Origin of the sequence: Piscinibacterium candidicorallinum, from assembly GCF_047549485.1 — a bacterium.
Lineage (GTDB): Bacteria > Pseudomonadota > Gammaproteobacteria > Burkholderiales > Burkholderiaceae_C > Piscinibacterium > Piscinibacterium candidicorallinum.
In genome coordinates this window covers 1,496,657-1,512,591 of the sequence record NZ_CP180191.1, presented here as the reverse complement: position 1 = coordinate 1,512,591, position 15,935 = coordinate 1,496,657, and the positions used below count along the sequence as shown (strand labels likewise).

15 protein-coding genes are annotated in these 15,935 nt (G+C 62.4%); 2 read left to right on the top strand and 13 right to left on the bottom strand.

The annotated features are described in order from the left end of the window. Window positions 1–552 precede the first annotated feature (552 nt). From ACMDW7_RS06810 to ACMDW7_RS06800, 3 genes are all read right to left on the bottom strand, one after another. Complete coding sequence (locus ACMDW7_RS06810; RefSeq protein WP_377302112.1) at window positions 553–942, bottom strand: hypothetical protein; 390 nt, start codon at window positions 940–942, stop codon at window positions 553–555. Between the two features lie 382 nt (window positions 943–1,324). Then, entirely contained in the window at window positions 1,325–2,164 is an 840-nt protein-coding gene (locus ACMDW7_RS06805) for a hypothetical protein (RefSeq protein ID WP_377302114.1), read from the bottom strand. A gap of 46 nt (window positions 2,165–2,210) precedes the next feature. Continuing rightward, entirely contained in the window at window positions 2,211–3,143 is a 933-nt protein-coding gene (locus tag ACMDW7_RS06800) for a metallophosphoesterase (RefSeq protein ID WP_377302116.1), read from the bottom strand. Between the two features lie 52 nt (window positions 3,144–3,195). Between ACMDW7_RS06800 and ACMDW7_RS06795 the strand changes: the two genes are divergently transcribed. Next, window positions 3,196–3,897, top strand: coding sequence for an NUDIX hydrolase (locus tag ACMDW7_RS06795; RefSeq protein ID WP_377302580.1), 702 nt, complete (start codon window positions 3,196–3,198; stop codon window positions 3,895–3,897). 2 nt (window positions 3,898–3,899) lie between these two features. On the opposite strand, the gene ACMDW7_RS06790 is transcribed toward ACMDW7_RS06795, so the two are convergent. The 9 genes from ACMDW7_RS06790 to ACMDW7_RS06750 all read right to left on the bottom strand — a co-directional run bounded on the left by ACMDW7_RS06790 (window position 3,900) and on the right by ACMDW7_RS06750 (window position 13,023). Continuing rightward, a complete protein-coding gene (locus tag ACMDW7_RS06790; RefSeq protein WP_377302118.1) occupies window positions 3,900–4,301 on the bottom strand; it encodes a hypothetical protein in 402 nt (133 codons plus the stop codon). Window positions 4,302–4,496: 195 nt separating this feature from the next. Next, window positions 4,497–5,066 (bottom strand): opioid growth factor receptor-related protein, encoded by a 570-nt coding sequence (locus ACMDW7_RS06785; protein WP_377302120.1) that lies wholly within the window; start codon window positions 5,064–5,066, stop codon window positions 4,497–4,499. Between the two features lie 122 nt (window positions 5,067–5,188). Continuing rightward, the gene (locus tag ACMDW7_RS06780) at window positions 5,189–5,317 is read right to left on the bottom strand and encodes a hypothetical protein (protein ID WP_377302122.1); all 129 of its coding nucleotides are present in this window, start codon (window positions 5,315–5,317) and stop codon (window positions 5,189–5,191) included. Window positions 5,318–5,611: 294 nt separating this feature from the next. Continuing rightward, the gene (locus tag ACMDW7_RS06775; RefSeq protein ID WP_377302124.1) at window positions 5,612–7,315 is read right to left on the bottom strand and encodes a hypothetical protein; all 1,704 of its coding nucleotides are present in this window, start codon (window positions 7,313–7,315) and stop codon (window positions 5,612–5,614) included. 206 nt (window positions 7,316–7,521) lie between these two features. Continuing rightward, on the bottom strand, window positions 7,522–9,651 hold the full coding sequence (locus ACMDW7_RS06770) for an AAA family ATPase (RefSeq protein WP_377302126.1): 2,130 nt from the start codon (window positions 9,649–9,651) through the stop codon (window positions 7,522–7,524). A 1-nt stretch (window position 9,652) separates the two neighbouring features. Continuing rightward, on the bottom strand, window positions 9,653–9,886 hold the full coding sequence (locus tag ACMDW7_RS06765; protein WP_377302128.1) for a helix-turn-helix transcriptional regulator: 234 nt from the start codon (window positions 9,884–9,886) through the stop codon (window positions 9,653–9,655). A 95-nt stretch (window positions 9,887–9,981) separates the two neighbouring features. Further along, window positions 9,982–10,782 (bottom strand): hypothetical protein, encoded by an 801-nt coding sequence (locus ACMDW7_RS06760; protein WP_377302130.1) that lies wholly within the window; start codon window positions 10,780–10,782, stop codon window positions 9,982–9,984. Between the two features lie 15 nt (window positions 10,783–10,797). Continuing rightward, window positions 10,798–12,039 (bottom strand): tyrosine-type recombinase/integrase, encoded by a 1,242-nt coding sequence (locus tag ACMDW7_RS06755; RefSeq protein ID WP_377302132.1) that lies wholly within the window; start codon window positions 12,037–12,039, stop codon window positions 10,798–10,800. A gap of 351 nt (window positions 12,040–12,390) precedes the next feature. Then, complete coding sequence (locus ACMDW7_RS06750) at window positions 12,391–13,023, bottom strand: DNA-3-methyladenine glycosylase I (protein ID WP_377302134.1); 633 nt, start codon at window positions 13,021–13,023, stop codon at window positions 12,391–12,393. A 417-nt stretch (window positions 13,024–13,440) separates the two neighbouring features. Here ACMDW7_RS06750 and ACMDW7_RS06745 point away from each other — a divergent pair, with 417 nt between their 5' ends. Continuing rightward, window positions 13,441–13,860 (top strand): hypothetical protein, encoded by a 420-nt coding sequence (locus ACMDW7_RS06745; protein WP_377302136.1) that lies wholly within the window; start codon window positions 13,441–13,443, stop codon window positions 13,858–13,860. On the opposite strand, the gene ACMDW7_RS06740 is transcribed toward ACMDW7_RS06745, so the two are convergent. Next, the gene (locus ACMDW7_RS06740; RefSeq protein WP_377302137.1) at window positions 13,857–15,857 is read right to left on the bottom strand and encodes an SDR family oxidoreductase; all 2,001 of its coding nucleotides are present in this window, start codon (window positions 15,855–15,857) and stop codon (window positions 13,857–13,859) included. The two genes, ACMDW7_RS06745 and ACMDW7_RS06740, sit on opposite strands and share 4 nt — an antisense overlap. Window positions 15,858–15,935 lie beyond the last annotated feature (78 nt).

Here is a 15,935-nt window from a genome sequence, read left to right as displayed (position 1 = left end):
TCCATTGAACGCGTAGAGCCGTATGCTTCGGCAGAAAAGAGTGCGTCCAGTAATCGAGACCTCGGGATTTGAGAACATTTCATCGAGGAACCGGCGCCGGGATGCCTTATGCGTTCCGACTTCGAGCGGCAAATGACTTGGACGCGATCGATCGGACAACGCGAAAAAGTCCAAACGCAGGGAGGATGACCGGGCACGTCAAAAGCCAAGCTGATGGCCGAGCAGCCGAGCATCCTTCTTGGGCGTGACTACGGAGCAAAGTCAGCGGCGACCGCTTGTTCTCGGCCCGACGAGCATCCAGTCCTATTCATGAACATGAACACGGGGCGCGCGCATCTTGCCGTTGCATCCCGTACATAAGTTGGGCCAGTGACGACGCCGATCTGTGCGGTGCCAAGCAAACTCATTGAAGTTCCGTGTCTGTGCGCTCCCGAGTAGTGAACGCGCAACTCGCAACGGCGTCGGCCCACCGACTTGCGGAAAGGCACGATGGCCGTTCAGGATCGCTCGAACAAACGAGGTCATTACTACGACGTGCAGTGACTGGAGCCGCTAGGCATTCGAAACCGCAACGACAACGAGCGCGACAGCACCGAGGATCCAGAGCACGGCGAAGAGCCTAGCGAACGCTGCCCAGCCCCAATCGACCGCTGGCTTGCCGGCGGCGTTCCAGACACCGACTGCGACAGTGATGACATAGACCGCTGCAAGAACGGCCACCACCGCCCCGAGAATTGCGCTGGCGCCAAGGGCGACATATGCCATCCAGCAGAAGAGATTGCCGCCAAGTAGCCCGTAAAGCCAGAAACTCTTGGCCAGCCCTGCATGCCCAAGCATGATGCCGAGAAAGTGTGCTCCCAGCGAGAGTTCCTCCGTTGAAGCCTCGGCAGTCCTGCTACCAGCCGATTCCTTTGACGTGCCTGCTTCGTCTCGCTGATTCATTGTTCTCTCGCTTTAAGGTCAATGCCGTTGACTGGTGCGCTCCAATGCACGCGCGTGCTGCGGTCTGAAATCGGCTGCTGCTCTGACCAATGGTTTGCTGCTCGCAACATGTTCGGCGCTCCTTTCCGTATTCGCAGCCAGCCCACGGAGGACCGCCCCCGCCGACGCTGATTATCTGTCGACGGAACTGCCAATCTCATTTGGGAGAGGCAGGAGTGATGGGAGTGGGCATGTTGGCCTGGATCAGGCGACTTCAGCCGAGGGATCAGACGCCGATTAGTGAGATCAGCCGAACCGGCGCAATTAGCTGAGGCAAAGCCCGACCTAGACGGTGATAGAGGCTCTGACCATACGACCATGTGCGACTCAGCACGACTGTGCGTTAGCGGCTAGGCGCCGTGACGAAGCGAATTGCCAATGAACAGTCTGTCGCAATTTGGTTCACCGCATCAATCGAGGATCTAAGCACTGCACATTCCAAGTGGCTGTGCACGCCTCCGACTATGGTGAGTTCTACTCCCAGACCTTCAAGGTCCTCCGCATCCATCTCACTGAAGAGCTCGTACGCTGCGCCATACGCGATCTTGTTGGCGGGCAGATAGTCCTGTTCATGGCTCCAGTCGGGAGCTTGATCAAGCCATCTCTGCACAGACGGCACAACACAGGCTTTGAACGTCTCGTCGTCGATCCCCTCGATCCAAGCCAGCGCAGCCTGTTCTTCATCGGAGTCCGCCCGGGCTGCCATCGCCGCTTCGTAGGCAGCGTCGTCGAGGGTGTCGACAAACTCGACATAAAGACTCGTGATGTGCCAGGCCATGGGCGGGCAGGCGCTCATTGCGACAATCAAGTCCTGAGACGAGTCAGACCACCAGTTGACCTCGTCCTCGTAGAAGGGTCGACGAGTCAGTGGCTCGTTCACTCCACGCAGGGCCAGCACGCCATCGCGCACCTCGAGCACTGCGCAGTCAGAGGGGAAATCGGCGTCCATCGGCTCACTTTTCGGCGGTTGATTGCCCTCCTTTGCACCAGGGTTCGCACGGGTGCGAGCCAGTGCCGCAGAGGCTTTCTCGAGCATCATGCGCTTGTCGGCGTCTGAGGGACTTTCAGTCGACCCCGAGCCCATGATCGAGTCGCCAGTGGACGATCGCTGACCCGGCACGAGCGTTGCCGCACCAAGTATCCGTGCAACTTCTTCGGGTGTGGCTTTGGGCAAGACAGGCATGCAAGTACTCCTTGGCATTCAGTCACAGCGTGTCAGCGAGCATGGGTCAATGATCAGCCCAGCGCAAGTGGGAGGAAACCAGGTCAGCCTCGCCGTCCCAGCGGTATGCGACCAGCGGCCCACCCTTGGCCGCACTCCAATCCAGGCAAGCGAGCTTTGCAGACTGCAGCACGGGCGCTCCCTTCATCCAGTAATGCCCCACAAACACCGGCGCACCCTTGGGTTCTCCGCCAGGGAGATCCGCAGGCAGCGGGATCTCCGGCACGAACTGCCGCTGACTCGCAGGTAGCAGCGCGGCATCGCGCAGGCTCAGTCCACGATCAGCCCACCACTTCACACGAACCTCATGGCGCCTGTGGCCGCCATGATCCTCAAAGGCATATCCCTCCGGTAAGCGCACCTCCAAGCCCTTGCACAGGCCCTCCACCGCCTGCCACTCAGGCGAACCCTTGCGGAACGCTGCGTGCAGAAAGTCTTGATCTATCGGACGGCCCCCTGGGTGCGCGCGCTCAATGGCGTCCACGTAAGGCTGATGCCACCACGCGTGCACCACCCTGACTCCGCCCAGATCCAGCGCCAAGGGCAGGATCCGAAACCAGTCCACCCATTCCTTGTGCGCCGCGGATCCCTCGCCCACCTGCCGCAGGAATTCCGCATGCTGCGCCACTTTCTCAGGGGAGTGCTCGCGCAGATAGCCCGAGCCGTCTGCCTTGCGCTCGACATAGCCAATTGCGTTCAGTTCGTGGTTGCCCATGATCACCCGCGCATCGCCCGCGTCCATCATCGCCCGAACGATCTCGAGGACACGGAGCTGCTGAGGGCCGCGATCAATCAGGTCGCCAACGAATACCGCTTGACGTCCTGCGGGGGCCTTGAAGCCACGCCCGACTCCGACGTACCCAAGCTGTTCGAGCAAGCGCTCAAGCAACCCGGCTTGGCCATGCACATCGCCGATCAGGTCATACGCAATTTCCGACATCACTGGCCTCTTATTTGCACATCACAACGAAGTTATTGTGCCTTACTTATTGGTGATTCGCAACTATCATCGTGGCATGACCACCAAGACTTACCCGATGCCCTTCACGCGCATCGAACTGATCGTGTTCGCCGTCCACCCATCGGGCTTGGAGGTGCTGCTGATCAAGCGGACCGAAGCACCGTTTGCCGGACAGTGGGCGCTTCCGGGCGGCGTCCTTCGGATCGACACGGACATGGATCTTGAGAGCGCAGCACAGCGTATCGCGGTCGAACGGCTCGGTACTCCGGTGCCTTACATCGAGCAGTGGGGAGCAGTCGGTGGCGCCAGTCGCGATCCGCGTGCGCCTTGGGCCCTGAGCATCGTCTACCAGGCGCTGGTCCCGGGCGAACAGATTCAACCGAGGCCGGGCAAGCGCATTGCCGCGATCGACTGGCGCCCTGCCTCTGATGCCGCCACGGATACGGCGCTGGCCTTTGACCACCGACAGTTGATTGATCTCGCGATGACTCGAATCCGAAGCGCCATTGATCGCTTGGAGTTACCAGCAGGGTATTTCGAGACACCATTCACGCTCACAGAGCTGCAGGCCACCTGTGAGGCGATTCTCGGACACCGACTGGACAAGTCCAGCTTTCGCCGGAAGCTCGCCGAGCGCGGTTTGGTCCAACCCGTCGAGGGTCAGTTCCGACAAGGCGCATTCCGGCCGGCTCAACTGTTTGAGCTCGTAGCGGCCGATCCGCGAAGCAGCTAGCGCTAAATGTCGTAACCCGTAGCGACATCGCGCCACTCCAATGATGACAGCGATCGCTGCAGCAGGTGTCGGATCGACTCGCTTGGGTCGAACGTGCCAAACCAGGCGACCTTGGCCCAGGACAGCAGATGCACCCGATCGACCGGCTGTTCGGACATCGCCAGGGCTGCAAATCGCACCGGCGGCAATCGCGTCGTGTCAGCGTGTGCCCATTCTGGCCCGACGCACGTGACCGCCAGGTCAGCGGGCTCGATCCGCTTTGCCCAGTCGATGCAGCGTTCTTTTTCGCGGCGTGTGAGCGCGCTGTCGGGGTCGCCCTCAAGCAGCCCGACATAGGTGGCAGACACGCACAGCTCCTCGACCTCGATGTGGGTGCCGTCCTGAAGCACAACTTGAATGCGCATGCGCACCGTTCCTTCGTGTCTTGCGAACTGCAGCAGACTGGAGCCAGATTGCCCCGAGACCGGTCTTCAATCCAGCGGTCGCTGCGTCAGACACTCATGTGCATTCAGCGCTCGCTGACACCAGCGTAGCCCCAGTCTGAGAACCGATCACCGGCCGCATCTCCGACCATCCAGGCGACCGAAAGCGCGCTGTACCTAGGCGTCCACAAGTTGATTGCGCCACCAGCGAAGCGCGTCCGAGCGCGCGGGGCGATCCTTCATTTCCAGCTCCAGGAACGCCATCAGCGCGCGTGTCTCATCGTACAGGCCTGCGTTATGCATGCTGCGCAGGGAGCGACTCAGGCGCCGATCGGTATGCGTGGCGCGATCGATCCAGCGCACCACCGGCACCGTGACCTCTCGCACTTGCCCACCTTCCAGCGCCAAGCCCAGTACCTGCAGGAAGCGACTAAATGACCTCCGCATCGCCGCGGCCAGCTCGGGGTCGGCCTGTACCGCATCGCGCATGGCGTGTCGGCCGATCACCGGAGCGTCGGGGTTGATGGGGCTCTTCGCACCGATCGGGAACCACCACTGGATGAAGTCGTGGCGTCGCTCCAGCTCATCGAGGGACAGCGCCAGGGTGAGCTCATGGTGCTGGGCCAGCCAGATGCGCCAGCGCTCGATCGCCTGGGCGTTGGATTGGTCGCGTCGCTCCTTGGAGCGGGCGACGATCAGGTCGGGATCTTCGTCTGTGGCAAACAACCGGTCGGTGACTGAGCTCATGGTGGCGTTGTACCGCCGAGCCGGCGCTATGCGCTAGACGTGCTGTCGGCAGGTTGCGCCTCGAACATCTCCGCCGGTGTGAGCCGCAGTAAAGCGCTCGCCTCGTCTGGACTGGCGGTCAGCTAGGTCTGAACGTCGGCGTCCTCGATCGCGATGACGGAGCGCTTGTCCTGGGGGTCTGGCGGCAACTTCGGATCAGGCTTGTGCATGCGGCTCATGAGCGGATGCTGATCCGCGTTGAACGTGAGCATGGTGTAGCTCTCGTGGTGGAGTTGGAGTCGACCCCTCCCCTGTCACCAGATACGGGGGAGGAGGCGTCCACGTAGATAGGGCGCTGGTTGGCCCTTCCCCGGTTGGAATCTCGATGCGCTCGTGCGGGGGCGGCGGGTAGCGGGTTTCCGGAGGTGGCTTTTTCATGGAACCCATTCTCGCTGTCGGTAGCGCAGATGTACACGCTCATTCCGCCGCATCTGCTCAGAGCAGGTCGTGGCGGCGACGCCTGAAAATGCGCGTCCAGATAGGGGTATCGCAGGCTGCGGACGCACTCAGTGCCCAGTTGATGCCTTCTGGTGGGGCGACCCGAACCAAAACTCGCTGTCAGCGACTCCGTAGGCAGGCACGCGCTTGATGGCTCGAATCCCGCGCAGATCCAGCGTCTGCATCCGGAACATCCAGATCCGACGGCCGTCGACACCGTATTCCGCCCCTTCCGATGGCGGCACTTGGGGTAGCGCCGACCAAAAGCTCAGCGACTCTGGTTGAGGAACCACGTCATCAAACGGCAGTTCGTCCTCCGAGTCGTCCGGACCGCCGGCCATGCCGATGGGACTTGGGCGTACCCACGGCGCAGCTGCCGAACCATGGAGGTCGAAGTAGACCGGCTCCTGGGTTACCGGGACGTGCAGGACTTTCGCGAGCCGCTGCATTGCCTTAGGAAATTCCTTTTCGTAACGATCCCTCGGGAAGCGCAGACCCATGTTGAGATACCGACCGCAGTAGGTTCGGTAGGCCAGGGATGCGATGGTGACTGCATCCAGCCCGCGCTGCTGCGCCAGCCAGACCGCGAGCTTCAGGCCCAGCAGAGGCCATTCTCGGCCGTACGGCGCGACGGATGTACGCCTTTGATGCTCATCGGACTGCAACTCCTCGATAAAGAGGGTTCGGCGCCCGCCCGGCAGCCTGCGAATGCAAGTGCGCAGGTGCAGCACGACATTGCGTGCGGTGAAGTGCGGGATGTAGAACGATTCCGACCAATCATCCAGCTGGACCAGAATCTCCTCGTATTGCCGGCCCGAGGGGGTGGTGTAGCGGCGCCACCGCACCTCGGGCGTCTGTTTGGCCCAGTCCGCGTAACGCGCCTCCATCTGCTTCTCTGCCCAACCCTCAGCAGCCGCCTGGCGCTCAAACCCGTTCCTGCGCTGCAATTCGAGCCGGTTATCGAAGACGTACCAGGCGCGGGGTAGGTCGAACATCGGCGGCGAAAGCGCCTCGGCGACCCACCAGCCCAGCCCGCGATGCCGACTCACGGGCACGATCGTGCCGCTCGGGCGAAGGCGTCGGCGCGCCCAGGCATCGGAGTCGACGTCTTTCCAGCCGGATCGCACCAAGTAGCGCATCTCGGTCTCGTGGACCAGGCGCGGGACAAAGCGCCGGTTGTCGATCCAGCCGATCAACGCACTCTTGAGGATGGCCGCGTCGGGCTGCGCCGCGAACAGGCGATCGAGTTCGAGCAGTGCCAGCTCCTCGTCGCCGACCCCGTGGTGACTCAGGCCCCCAAGAAAACTCCTCCAGTGTGTAGGCGTCGCCCGATTCGGCCCCCGACGGTGGATCAGTACGCAGGACCACAGCTCAACCGGCGGCTGCCCGATGACGTGCAGCGGAGCACTCTGCTCTCGCTGAAACTCGATCTCCGGAGGATGTCGAAGCCACTGCTCCGTAAGGCGGACGGCAGGACGGTGATAGATGCGATTGAGCCATTCACGGACCGTCCTGCGGGTCGGTATCCAACGCCTGCGGACGCTGTCCCAGCGCTCGACCTCGTAGAGGTCCTCGGCACCCTGGATCGGGGTATGTTCTGCCGCGGCCTCGCGCTGGCAATACCAGACGCCGGTCAGTTGATACCAATCTCCCCGGTATCGGACCTGCAATTGGTCACAGCTCTCGTCGAACCACAGCGTGCACTCCCCGAAGTGGTCGAGGAGCATGAGCTGAGTCTGCTTAGGTTCAGTGAAGTGCAGCGCGGCGTTCATGCTGGGGGCGATCTGGGGTCCTCACAAAGATACGCGGACTGCCTACACCGGCAAAGCGACTCAAAGTTGAACGCGACGCGGAGGAATGTGCACAGCTACGCGCGCGCGTGCGGTGATACCTCAGGAGCGGTAGTGCGCTACAAGTGGGCCCCTATGTAGGCTAAGCGCACCACGCGCAGTTGGCGCGCGGTGCTGCGCATTCTGCGCTAAGCGCCTTCTGGCGCACAGGGCGCACTGAGCGCGTCTCCTGACAAAACGCTCAGATCAGCCATCGAGTGAAGCGCCTGCAAGCCAGCGTCGGTCAACTTCAGGCGCTCAAGCCGCTTTCGGTGCTGCGATCGGTACTCCTCGATTTCAATCAGTCCATCCTGTCGAGCCTGATGCGCGAGGTCCGCTGCAGACGTGCGCGCGAGGATCCGCACCTTGTTGCGACGCAGCACTGACTCGATCGCGGTCTTCGCGTTGCGATGGGGAGAGATCCACTCCTCGTTGGAGTACCGACCGTGAATAAAGGCCAGAATCTGACGCGTGGCCTCCGCGTCGTCCACGTAGCGCGCGTGCGGTCCCGCCGCTGAAGGACAGTCGCTCACGATCACGCCATCCTCTGTCCATCTCAGTTCAAGAGGCGGTGCAAGCCGCCCGACATTGAGCTTGAGTTGGGACAGCTTCAGCCGCCCTCCCTCAATCGTCTCGAGAAGCAAGCGTGAGCGCGCCGAGTTATGCCATGCAGTCGAGCCTGAGTAGGACTCATTGCCGGGCACAGTCCCACGTGCAGACGCCTTATCGACGTGTGCAATCAGTACGACGGCTCCCTGCTGCTCGTTGATCAGGCGCCGAAGAATCAGGTTGAAACGGCGCACATCGGCACGGGCATTCTCGTCGGCGTCATAGGTCTCTGATGCGTTGTCGACGATCACGACGTCGATGCCCTTACCGCGGACGTACTGCGCGAGCTCCTCATAGGTCGACGTCGGTTGAGAAGGCTTCCCCTTCCCGGGTTGCTGCATCAGCACAGGGCAACCATCCGTTCCGTCCAGCAGGAACAAGCGATCCTCAAGTAGCGCTTCGCTGAGGCCCCAGTCCTTACAGATGCGAGCGATCCGCGCCTTCACGAGCGTGCCTGGATCTTCGCCGCTAAAGAAGGCAACACGTCCAGGGCGTGTTGGAACGCCGAAGAGCGGGCGGCCGACCGCGATGGCAAGCGCAAGGTGGAGCGCGAGCATCGACTTACCCGTCCCGCCATGCGCAGCCAGCAAGGTCAAGACACTCGCCGGAACGTATCCCTCCCACCAAAACCGATGCTGGATATCGCCAGCCAGATGCAGATCGGTCAGCGGTACCTCGGTGAAGTTCGGTGGATCACTGGTCCATGCTTCGTATCCGTGCGGACCACCCGAGTTCTCCAAGCGCGGACGCGTGCGCGATCGCGCCCTCGTGAGAATTGAGGCCAGACTCGTGCGCTCCGGCAAGAAGCCCGCCCACCGCTTTCTGGCGTCTGTCTCGTCGAATTTGCTGGAGCGAGAGGACCATTGCAGCCAAAGACCCGCATACTTCTCTCCTCCGCTCTTGAGCGCGTGGCCAATGCCGATCCACTCGTCGTAGTCGTCTGGATCGAGGTGATCGAGCGCCTGTTTGAGCTCGTCAAAGGAGACACCGTGTGTTGAGCTTAGTGGCGTCTCCCCTGCTGCTGGCTTCGCAGCTGCCACTGGGCGATGCATCGGCAGCAGCGTGCGTTCCACGAAGTCCGCCAAGCATTCGAGGTCATGGCCGCGCGCATCCGTCGTCGTGAAAGTGAAAAAACGCCCTTTGCAGTAGGCCTCGATGCCACTGGCGTTCGACCCCAGGGTCGGGAACTGGCGCCCACGTCCGATGGCGTGCCACCCTCCCCCACTCGGGCTGCGATGAACAAACCCCGGGAGTTGCCTGGCAAGCTCGGCAAGATGCGGCTTCGCGCTGACGTCGTCAAGGTCGATCCCCTGCCAGACAGTGCCGTTGCCATCGGGTCCAAGTGCGAAGCCCAGTCCCGCGTACGCATGCGGATCGGCTCTCCAAAGGCTGAGTGCCTCTTCCGCGCTGACAAGCCGCGCGTGATCGTCCGGCCCGTCCAGTACGCCGCTGCGTCGGCTGCCGTCCGCGTAGTACGGCACTTTCCGTGCCTTGCTGCCATTGTTTGGCACGGATTTCCAAAGCAACCAGCGGCGCGCCATCCACAGCTCAGACGGGACGCGGCTCGGGTCAAACGACTCAAACGCGGTAGGACGCTTCGGATGGCCGCTGATCAGCGCTACGGCATCGAGCGTGGCTTCGCTGACGTTGAAGGGGACAAGCTGAGTCATGTCAGTTCCCATGACTCTTGTTCTTGCGGGCCTCGATCCACTCGAGCACCTGCGCGTTGTCCCAGGCAACAGCTCGCTCGCCGATCTTCACGGGCCTCGGGAAGGTCGGGTCGAACAGCCGCGGCCGACGGGGATCTGGCGTGAGGCGGGCGTAGATGGACGAGCAGGACAGACCTGTCAGGAACTCGACTTCGCGGCGGCGAATGAGTCGGGACTTCGGGGGTTCGTGAGACATCGCGTCACTCCGTGGAAGGCACCGGATGTATGTGGTGCCAGCCGAAGTGAAACGCGCTGCGGGCTGACCGTGGAGAAGCTAGCGCCGCTAGCTTCTCATTTTTTGTTGGGTCGATCGAAGCTGGGCTCTGACAAATCAGCGCAAGCCTCGCCAAATGCGAGCTTGTGCAGGTCTTTGCTCGTCAGCTGATTGCGCTTCAACCACTGACGGATTGCGGCAGCGGAGACGGGACCTTTGGTTGATACATATTTCCGTGCAATTGACTCGTACGACGAGACGGCCGCTCCCGGCTGAAGCGCTATCCGTGGCGTCATGGTGCTTCGGTAGGCCGTCACCAGCTTTCCCAATTCGATCAGTTGCCGATTTGGACGCGCATGTACCGCAGCGACGCGCGCAGATCGCCGTCGCTTCTTTGCCTCGTTCTCCAGGGTCAGCCTGCGCACGTTCTGGGCGAACGCTTCAAGCGCTTCGGCCGATGCATGGGCAGCACCCTGCTCCAAGCGAGCAATTTCGGCGAGCGTCCGCGCATTCGGTGGATCGATCACTAGGACGATTTTCCGCAGCAGTTTGTGGACGGGCAAACTCAGGTTTACAGCCAGCTCCCGTCGAAACTCCCAGGTCGCGAGCAGTTCGTACCAAGGTTCAAAGAGCAGGGGATCCGAGATACCGACCATCGCCATCTGGATCAGACCGCGAGGAACCCTGGCGCAGTCGGGCAACCCCTGGCGCTGGCGAACCGTCTCGTCGCGGAGCACTTCGATTTCGCGACTCAGCGCGCGTACAAACGCGCGCTCTGATGGCTTGATGCCCGGATTCGTTGGGTCGAGCTCGATGGGACCGTACTTTTCTTCGCGTATGGCCGCGCGGGCACGCAGATACTTCGGTAAGCGACTCATGGGTTTCCTGCTGCGCTAAGTGAGAGACGCCCGTCCGGACGTGAGGGCAATGTCCTTCAGGACGAAACGCTCCCAATCGTCCATCAACTGCCGTCGCTTCTCCAGCATCGGTCCGCGCACATAGGCCGCCTCGGCCTTGTTACGGATCTGATGAGCCATCGCTTCCTCGATGAGGTCTCGGGGATAGTGGGTCATCTGACCGGCCCACGTCCGGAAGCTGGCCCGAAAGCCGTGCGGCGTGACGCCCTTGACGATGCGCTGGAGTGTCATTCGCATCGAGTCGGACGACATCAGTGTCTTGCCGTCATTGCTGAAGACCAGCGCATCGCCGGTCCGACCCGATTCTGCAGCGATCCGCTGCACGAGATCGATAGCCCCAAGTGTCAACGGCACGACATGCGGCCGCTTCGCCTTCATGACCACGGCGGGGATCGTCCAGGTCGATGCATCAAAGTCGAACTGTTCGAAGCGAGCCTCGCGGATCTGGTTGGTCCGCGCCACGGTGAGGATCGCAAGCTCCAGACCTCGTGCTGAGAAGCCCTCGTGCTTTTGCAAAGTCGCCATGAAGGCGGGAATCTCTGCCCAGTCCATGGCTTCGAAATGCCCGCGTCGCAGCGCAAGCGTGCTGGCCTTCGTGTCGGCCAGGATGGCATCAAGGTGCCCCTTCCAGCGCGCCGGATTCTCGCCATCGAACCACTTGTTGGCGCGCGCGAAGTCGAACACCTTCTCGATGCGCTGCCGAACGCGGTTGGCGGTTTCGTGCTTCTCGATCCAGATTGGACGAAGCACATCGACCACATCCTGCGTCGCCAGCTGACTGATGCCCCGATCCTTGAAGATCGGATATGCATAGGTCGTCAGGGTGTTGGTCCACTGGGCAGCATGCTTCTTGTTGTGCCATCCCGGGCTGAGCGCTTCGATGGTTGCCGTCGCAACCTGCTGAAAGGTTCGGTGGCGCGCTCGCTCCAGTGCCTCGGCCTGCCGGCGTGCCTCGCGCTGACGGTCGCGCTCTGCCAACGGATCCAGCCCCTTTGAGAGTTCCTGCCGCGCCGCCTGAGCTCGATGGCGTGCCTCCGCCAGCGAGACAACCGGATAGGGTCCGAGCCCCATCTGGCGTTCGCGGCCACCTACGGTGTAGCGAAAGATCCAGGACTTCGTCCCGGCGCGGCTTACTTGGAGATACAGCCGGTCTCCATCGAGGTGATAGCCCGCCGTGCTCTCCTGCTCGACCCGCTTCGCGGTCAGACGGCCGATCACTCGCACATTCGCACCCTCATGAGCCCTACCCCCGTTCTCGAATCAGATGCCTACCCCCGCATCTACCCCCGTCATTATCGCGGAACTTGGTAGAAGTAGGTGCAACTAATTCAACGATCCGAAAAATATTTCTTCATGAAATCAGAGGGTTACGAGGGACTCGACGGAACGCAGTAGAAAGCTGTTGGGCGGACTCCCTCTCCGCCAAAAATGAATCAACCGCCCGACGGCGGTTTTTTCGTTTCTAGGGGGGTGCCGCGGGCCTGTGCCCCACCCTTCGCGTTAGCACTCCCCTGCGGCGGATTGGTTTCTGACGAGTTCAGCTGGGTCACTCATTCAGAGGCTTGCGCCTCAACGCCCCGGCCGCACAAACGCCTCCTGCGCCCGCTCCACGTCCTCACGCACATGGCAGCCGTGCAGATGGTCGTTGACCATGCCCATGGACTGCATGAACGCATACATGGTGGTGGCGCCGACGAAAGAGAAGCCGCGCTTCTTGAGGTCCTTGGACAGGGCGCGCGACTCGGCGCTCTCGGTGAGGGTCATGGCGACTTCAGGCGTGATCCGCTTGGGTCGGCTCGCCTTTGGCGCCTCGAACTGCCAGACATAGGCTGCCAGGCTGTCCGCGCTGTCGAGCAGCGTGCAGACTTGCCGCGCGTTGTTGATGGCGGATTCGATCTTGCCGCGGTGGCGGACGATGCGCGCATCGCCCAGCAGACGCGCGACGTCCGGCTCACCGAACCGCGCAACCTTCGTGAAGTCAAAGCCAGCAAACACCTCGCGGAAGGCCTCGCGCTTGCGCAGGATGGTGAGCCAGGATAGTCCGGACTGGAACCCCTCGAGCACCATCTTCTCGAACAGGCGGCGGTCATCGGCCACGGGCCAGCCCCACTCGGTGTCGTGGTAGTGCATGTAGTCGGGCAGTTCGCCACACCAGGAGCAGCGGCGGCGGCCATCGGCATGGTCTTGCAGGGAGAGTGGCATGGCGTCGGTTCGGTGAGCCCGGAGTTTCGCGTTGCATCGGACTGTAGCGACTCGCTCTCGGTGAAACATTCCGGATGTTCCGGTCTGCCGAAGGTCTCTCCGCTTGTCTGGTGCGGCGCTCCAGCCCAAATGCCCTGAAGACCCGCATGAATCCTTGATCTACGTAGTGGAGAGTGCAGATGTCCATTTGAGGCGGGTTTCCAGACCAAAATGGCTGGAAAGTCGCGCCAGAAGACCGCTGAGTGGCACAGGGACTTCGCTCTTGCTAGCGCTCGGTCTTGCTGCGGCGGCACGCTGCGCTCGCCGAAACTCGCCTGCAGCACCAGGCACGCGGATAGCCACTCCCAATTGCCGCCCCATGGCGCCACCTCGACACTGATCAGGCCATATCGCATGACCCGGCTCGGTACCGTCCGAATGATCAGCGTGATGCCGCTCACAGCGCTGGGGTGGGTGCTGGCCGTGATGCTGGGCACTCGCCGCCGCAGGCTTGCCGGCTGTCTGCTGGCCTGGAGCGAACCGGGCGGCGCGCTGGCTTGGCTGCTGGCGCACCATCCATTAGGGCGGATGGCGGCCGTCACGATCGGCCGCTGTGTGCTGGCGGCCAGCCGCCCCGCCCTGCGCGCCACCTGGGCCCATGAAGCCGAACACATCCGGCAGTTCGAACGCTTCGGGCTGCTGTTTCCGCTCGTCTACAGCTTGGAGAGCCTGCGCTGCCTTCTGCGGGGGAAGTCGATCTACCGCGACAACTGCTTCGAAGTGGCAGCGCGCCAAGCAGAAAGCAAAACGGCCCGCCAGAACGTGGCGGGCCGGAGCTGGTCAAGCAGCCGCGTCTAGAAGTGCACGCCGCGCAGCAGCTGCTGGAAGGCCACCTGGTCGGCGCTCAGTGAGGGCGGCTTGCTGCCGTCCTTGGCGCCCTTCGCGGCGTCGCTGTCCGGGAACATGCGGAAGCTGGTGTTCATGATGATCTGCGCGATCTTCGGCGACAACGCGTGCAGCACCTGGCCAGTGATGCCCAGGCGGGTGGCGATGCGCGCCGGCTTGTAGACCACCGCCTCGGCAATCAGGTCGGCGGCTTCTTCAGGCGACAGCGTGGGCACGTTGTTGTAGAGCTTGGTGGGCGCAATCATCGGCGTACGCACCAGGGGCATGTTGATGGTGGTGAAGGTCACGCCCTGGTCGGCAAATTCAGACGCGGCACAGCGCGTCCAGGCATCCAGCGCAGCCTTGGAGGCGACGTAGGCCGAGAAGCGCGGCGCATTGGTCAGAACACCGATCGAGCTGATGTTGACCACGTGCCCTTTGCGCTTGGCGACCATGCCCGGCAGCAGCCCCATGGTGATGCGCAGGCAGCCGAAGTAGTTCAGCTGCATGGTGCGCTCGAAGTCGTGGAAACGGTCGTAACTGTTCTCGATGGCGCGACGGATCGAGCGGCCGGCGTTGTTGATCAGGAAGTCCACGCCGCCATGGTTCTCCTCGAGTTGGCGCACGAGCTCGGCGCAGCTCTCCTCGTTGGAGACGTCGGCCGAGTACACGACCACCTGGGCGTCCTTGGCGGCAAACTCCTCGATCTCCTTCTTGGCCTCGGCGAGCTTCACTTCATCGCGAGCGCAGATGATCGTGATGGCGCCTGCTTCCGCAAACTTCTTTGCCGCCGCTAGACCAATGCCCGACGAACCGCCGGTGACGAGCACCACCTTGCCGCCCACCTGGCCACGCAGGGAGCGGTCGATGAAGAGATCCGGGTCGAGGTGGCGCTCCCAGTAGTCCCAGAGGCGCCAGGCGTAGTCTTCCAGGCGCGGGCACTCGATGCCGCTGCCCTTCAGAGCCGCCGTGGTCTCGCGGCAGTCAAAGCGCGTGGGGTAGTTGATGAAGTTGAGGATGTCTTCGGGCAGCCCCATGTCGTGCATGACGGCGTTGCGCACGCGGCGTACAGGCGTCAATGCCATCAGGCTCTTCTTCACGCCGCGCGGAATGAAGCCCAACAGCGCGGCATTGATCTTCATGGCCGGAATCGGTGCATGCGCGGCCTTGGAGAACACCGAGAGCACGTCGCCCACGCGGTAGCCCACCGGGTCTACGAGGTGGAAGCAGTTCACCTTGAGGCCGGCCTTGTGCGCGATGTGGTCCATCGCATCCACCACGTAGTCCACAGGCACGATGTTCACACGCCCGCCCTCGATGCCGACCATGGGCATCCAAGGCGGCAGCATCTTGCGCATGGTCTGGATCAGCTTGAAGAAGTAGTAGGGCCCATCGACCTTGTCCATCTCGCCGGTCTTGCTGTCGCCCACCACCATGCCTGGGCGGTAGATGCGCAGCGGCACCTTGCACTCCTTGCGGGCAATGCCTTCGCTGTCGTGCTTGGTGGCAAAGTAGGGATGATCCAGACCTTCGGCCTCGTCGAACATGTCCTCGCGCCAGATGCCTTCGAACATGCCGGCGGCGGCGATCGATGAGGTGTGGTGGAACATGCCCGCCTTGATGGCGTTGGCAAACTGCACCGCCGAGCGCGTGCCTTCGTTGTTGACCTTCATCTGGCTTTCGGCGTCAGCCGAAAGGTCGTAGATCGCAGCGAGGTGAAAGACGTGGTCGATCTGGCCGGTGAGTTCCTTGATCTGCGCCTTGCTCACGCCCAGCGAGGGTGAAGTCAGGTCGCCCACGACCGGAATCGCGCGCGTCTTCGTGGTGCCCCAGTACTCCAGTAGCGCAGGCACCTTGTCAGCGCTTGATTCGCGCAACAGGAAGTACACGGTGGAGCCCTTGCGGCCCAGCAGCTTTTTGACCAGACGCTTGCCGATGAACCCGGTCGCGCCGGTGACGAAGTACTTCATGCTGTCTCCTTTTTGACGTTCTTTTGCCTTGCGCGCTCAAGGTCGGCGCATGGCTTGCGGGCAATGATGCTTGCCCCC

Bases quoted from the DNA above. Each gene is read 5' to 3' on its own strand.
- ACMDW7_RS06750 (WP_377302134.1), bottom strand. From the start codon at position 13,023: ATGCCACTCTCCCTGCAAGACCATGCCGATGGCCGCCGCCGCTGCTCC.
- ACMDW7_RS06780 (WP_377302122.1), bottom strand. From the start codon at position 5,317: ATGCTCACGTTCAACGCGGATCAGCATCCGCTCATGAGCCGCATGCAC.
- ACMDW7_RS06745 (WP_377302136.1), top strand. From the start codon at position 13,441: ATGATCAGCGTGATGCCGCTCACAGCGCTGGGGTGGGTGCTGGCCGTG.
- ACMDW7_RS06740 (WP_377302137.1), bottom strand. From the start codon at position 15,857: ATGAAGTACTTCGTCACCGGCGCGACCGGGTTCATCGGCAAGCGTCTG.
- ACMDW7_RS06765 (WP_377302128.1), bottom strand. From the start codon at position 9,886: ATGTCTCACGAACCCCCGAAGTCCCGACTCATTCGCCGCCGCGAAGTC.
- ACMDW7_RS06790 (WP_377302118.1), bottom strand. From the start codon at position 4,301: ATGCGCATTCAAGTTGTGCTTCAGGACGGCACCCACATCGAGGTCGAG.
- ACMDW7_RS06770 (WP_377302126.1), bottom strand. From the start codon at position 9,651: ATGACTCAGCTTGTCCCCTTCAACGTCAGCGAAGCCACGCTCGATGCC.
- ACMDW7_RS06760 (WP_377302130.1), bottom strand. From the start codon at position 10,782: ATGAGTCGCTTACCGAAGTATCTGCGTGCCCGCGCGGCCATACGCGAA.
- ACMDW7_RS06785 (WP_377302120.1), bottom strand. From the start codon at position 5,066: ATGAGCTCAGTCACCGACCGGTTGTTTGCCACAGACGAAGATCCCGAC.
- ACMDW7_RS06800 (WP_377302116.1), bottom strand. From the start codon at position 3,143: ATGTCGGAAATTGCGTATGACCTGATCGGCGATGTGCATGGCCAAGCC.
- ACMDW7_RS06805 (WP_377302114.1), bottom strand. From the start codon at position 2,164: ATGCCTGTCTTGCCCAAAGCCACACCCGAAGAAGTTGCACGGATACTT.
- ACMDW7_RS06810 (WP_377302112.1), bottom strand. From the start codon at position 942: ATGAATCAGCGAGACGAAGCAGGCACGTCAAAGGAATCGGCTGGTAGC.
- ACMDW7_RS06775 (WP_377302124.1), bottom strand. From the start codon at position 7,315: ATGAACGCCGCGCTGCACTTCACTGAACCTAAGCAGACTCAGCTCATG.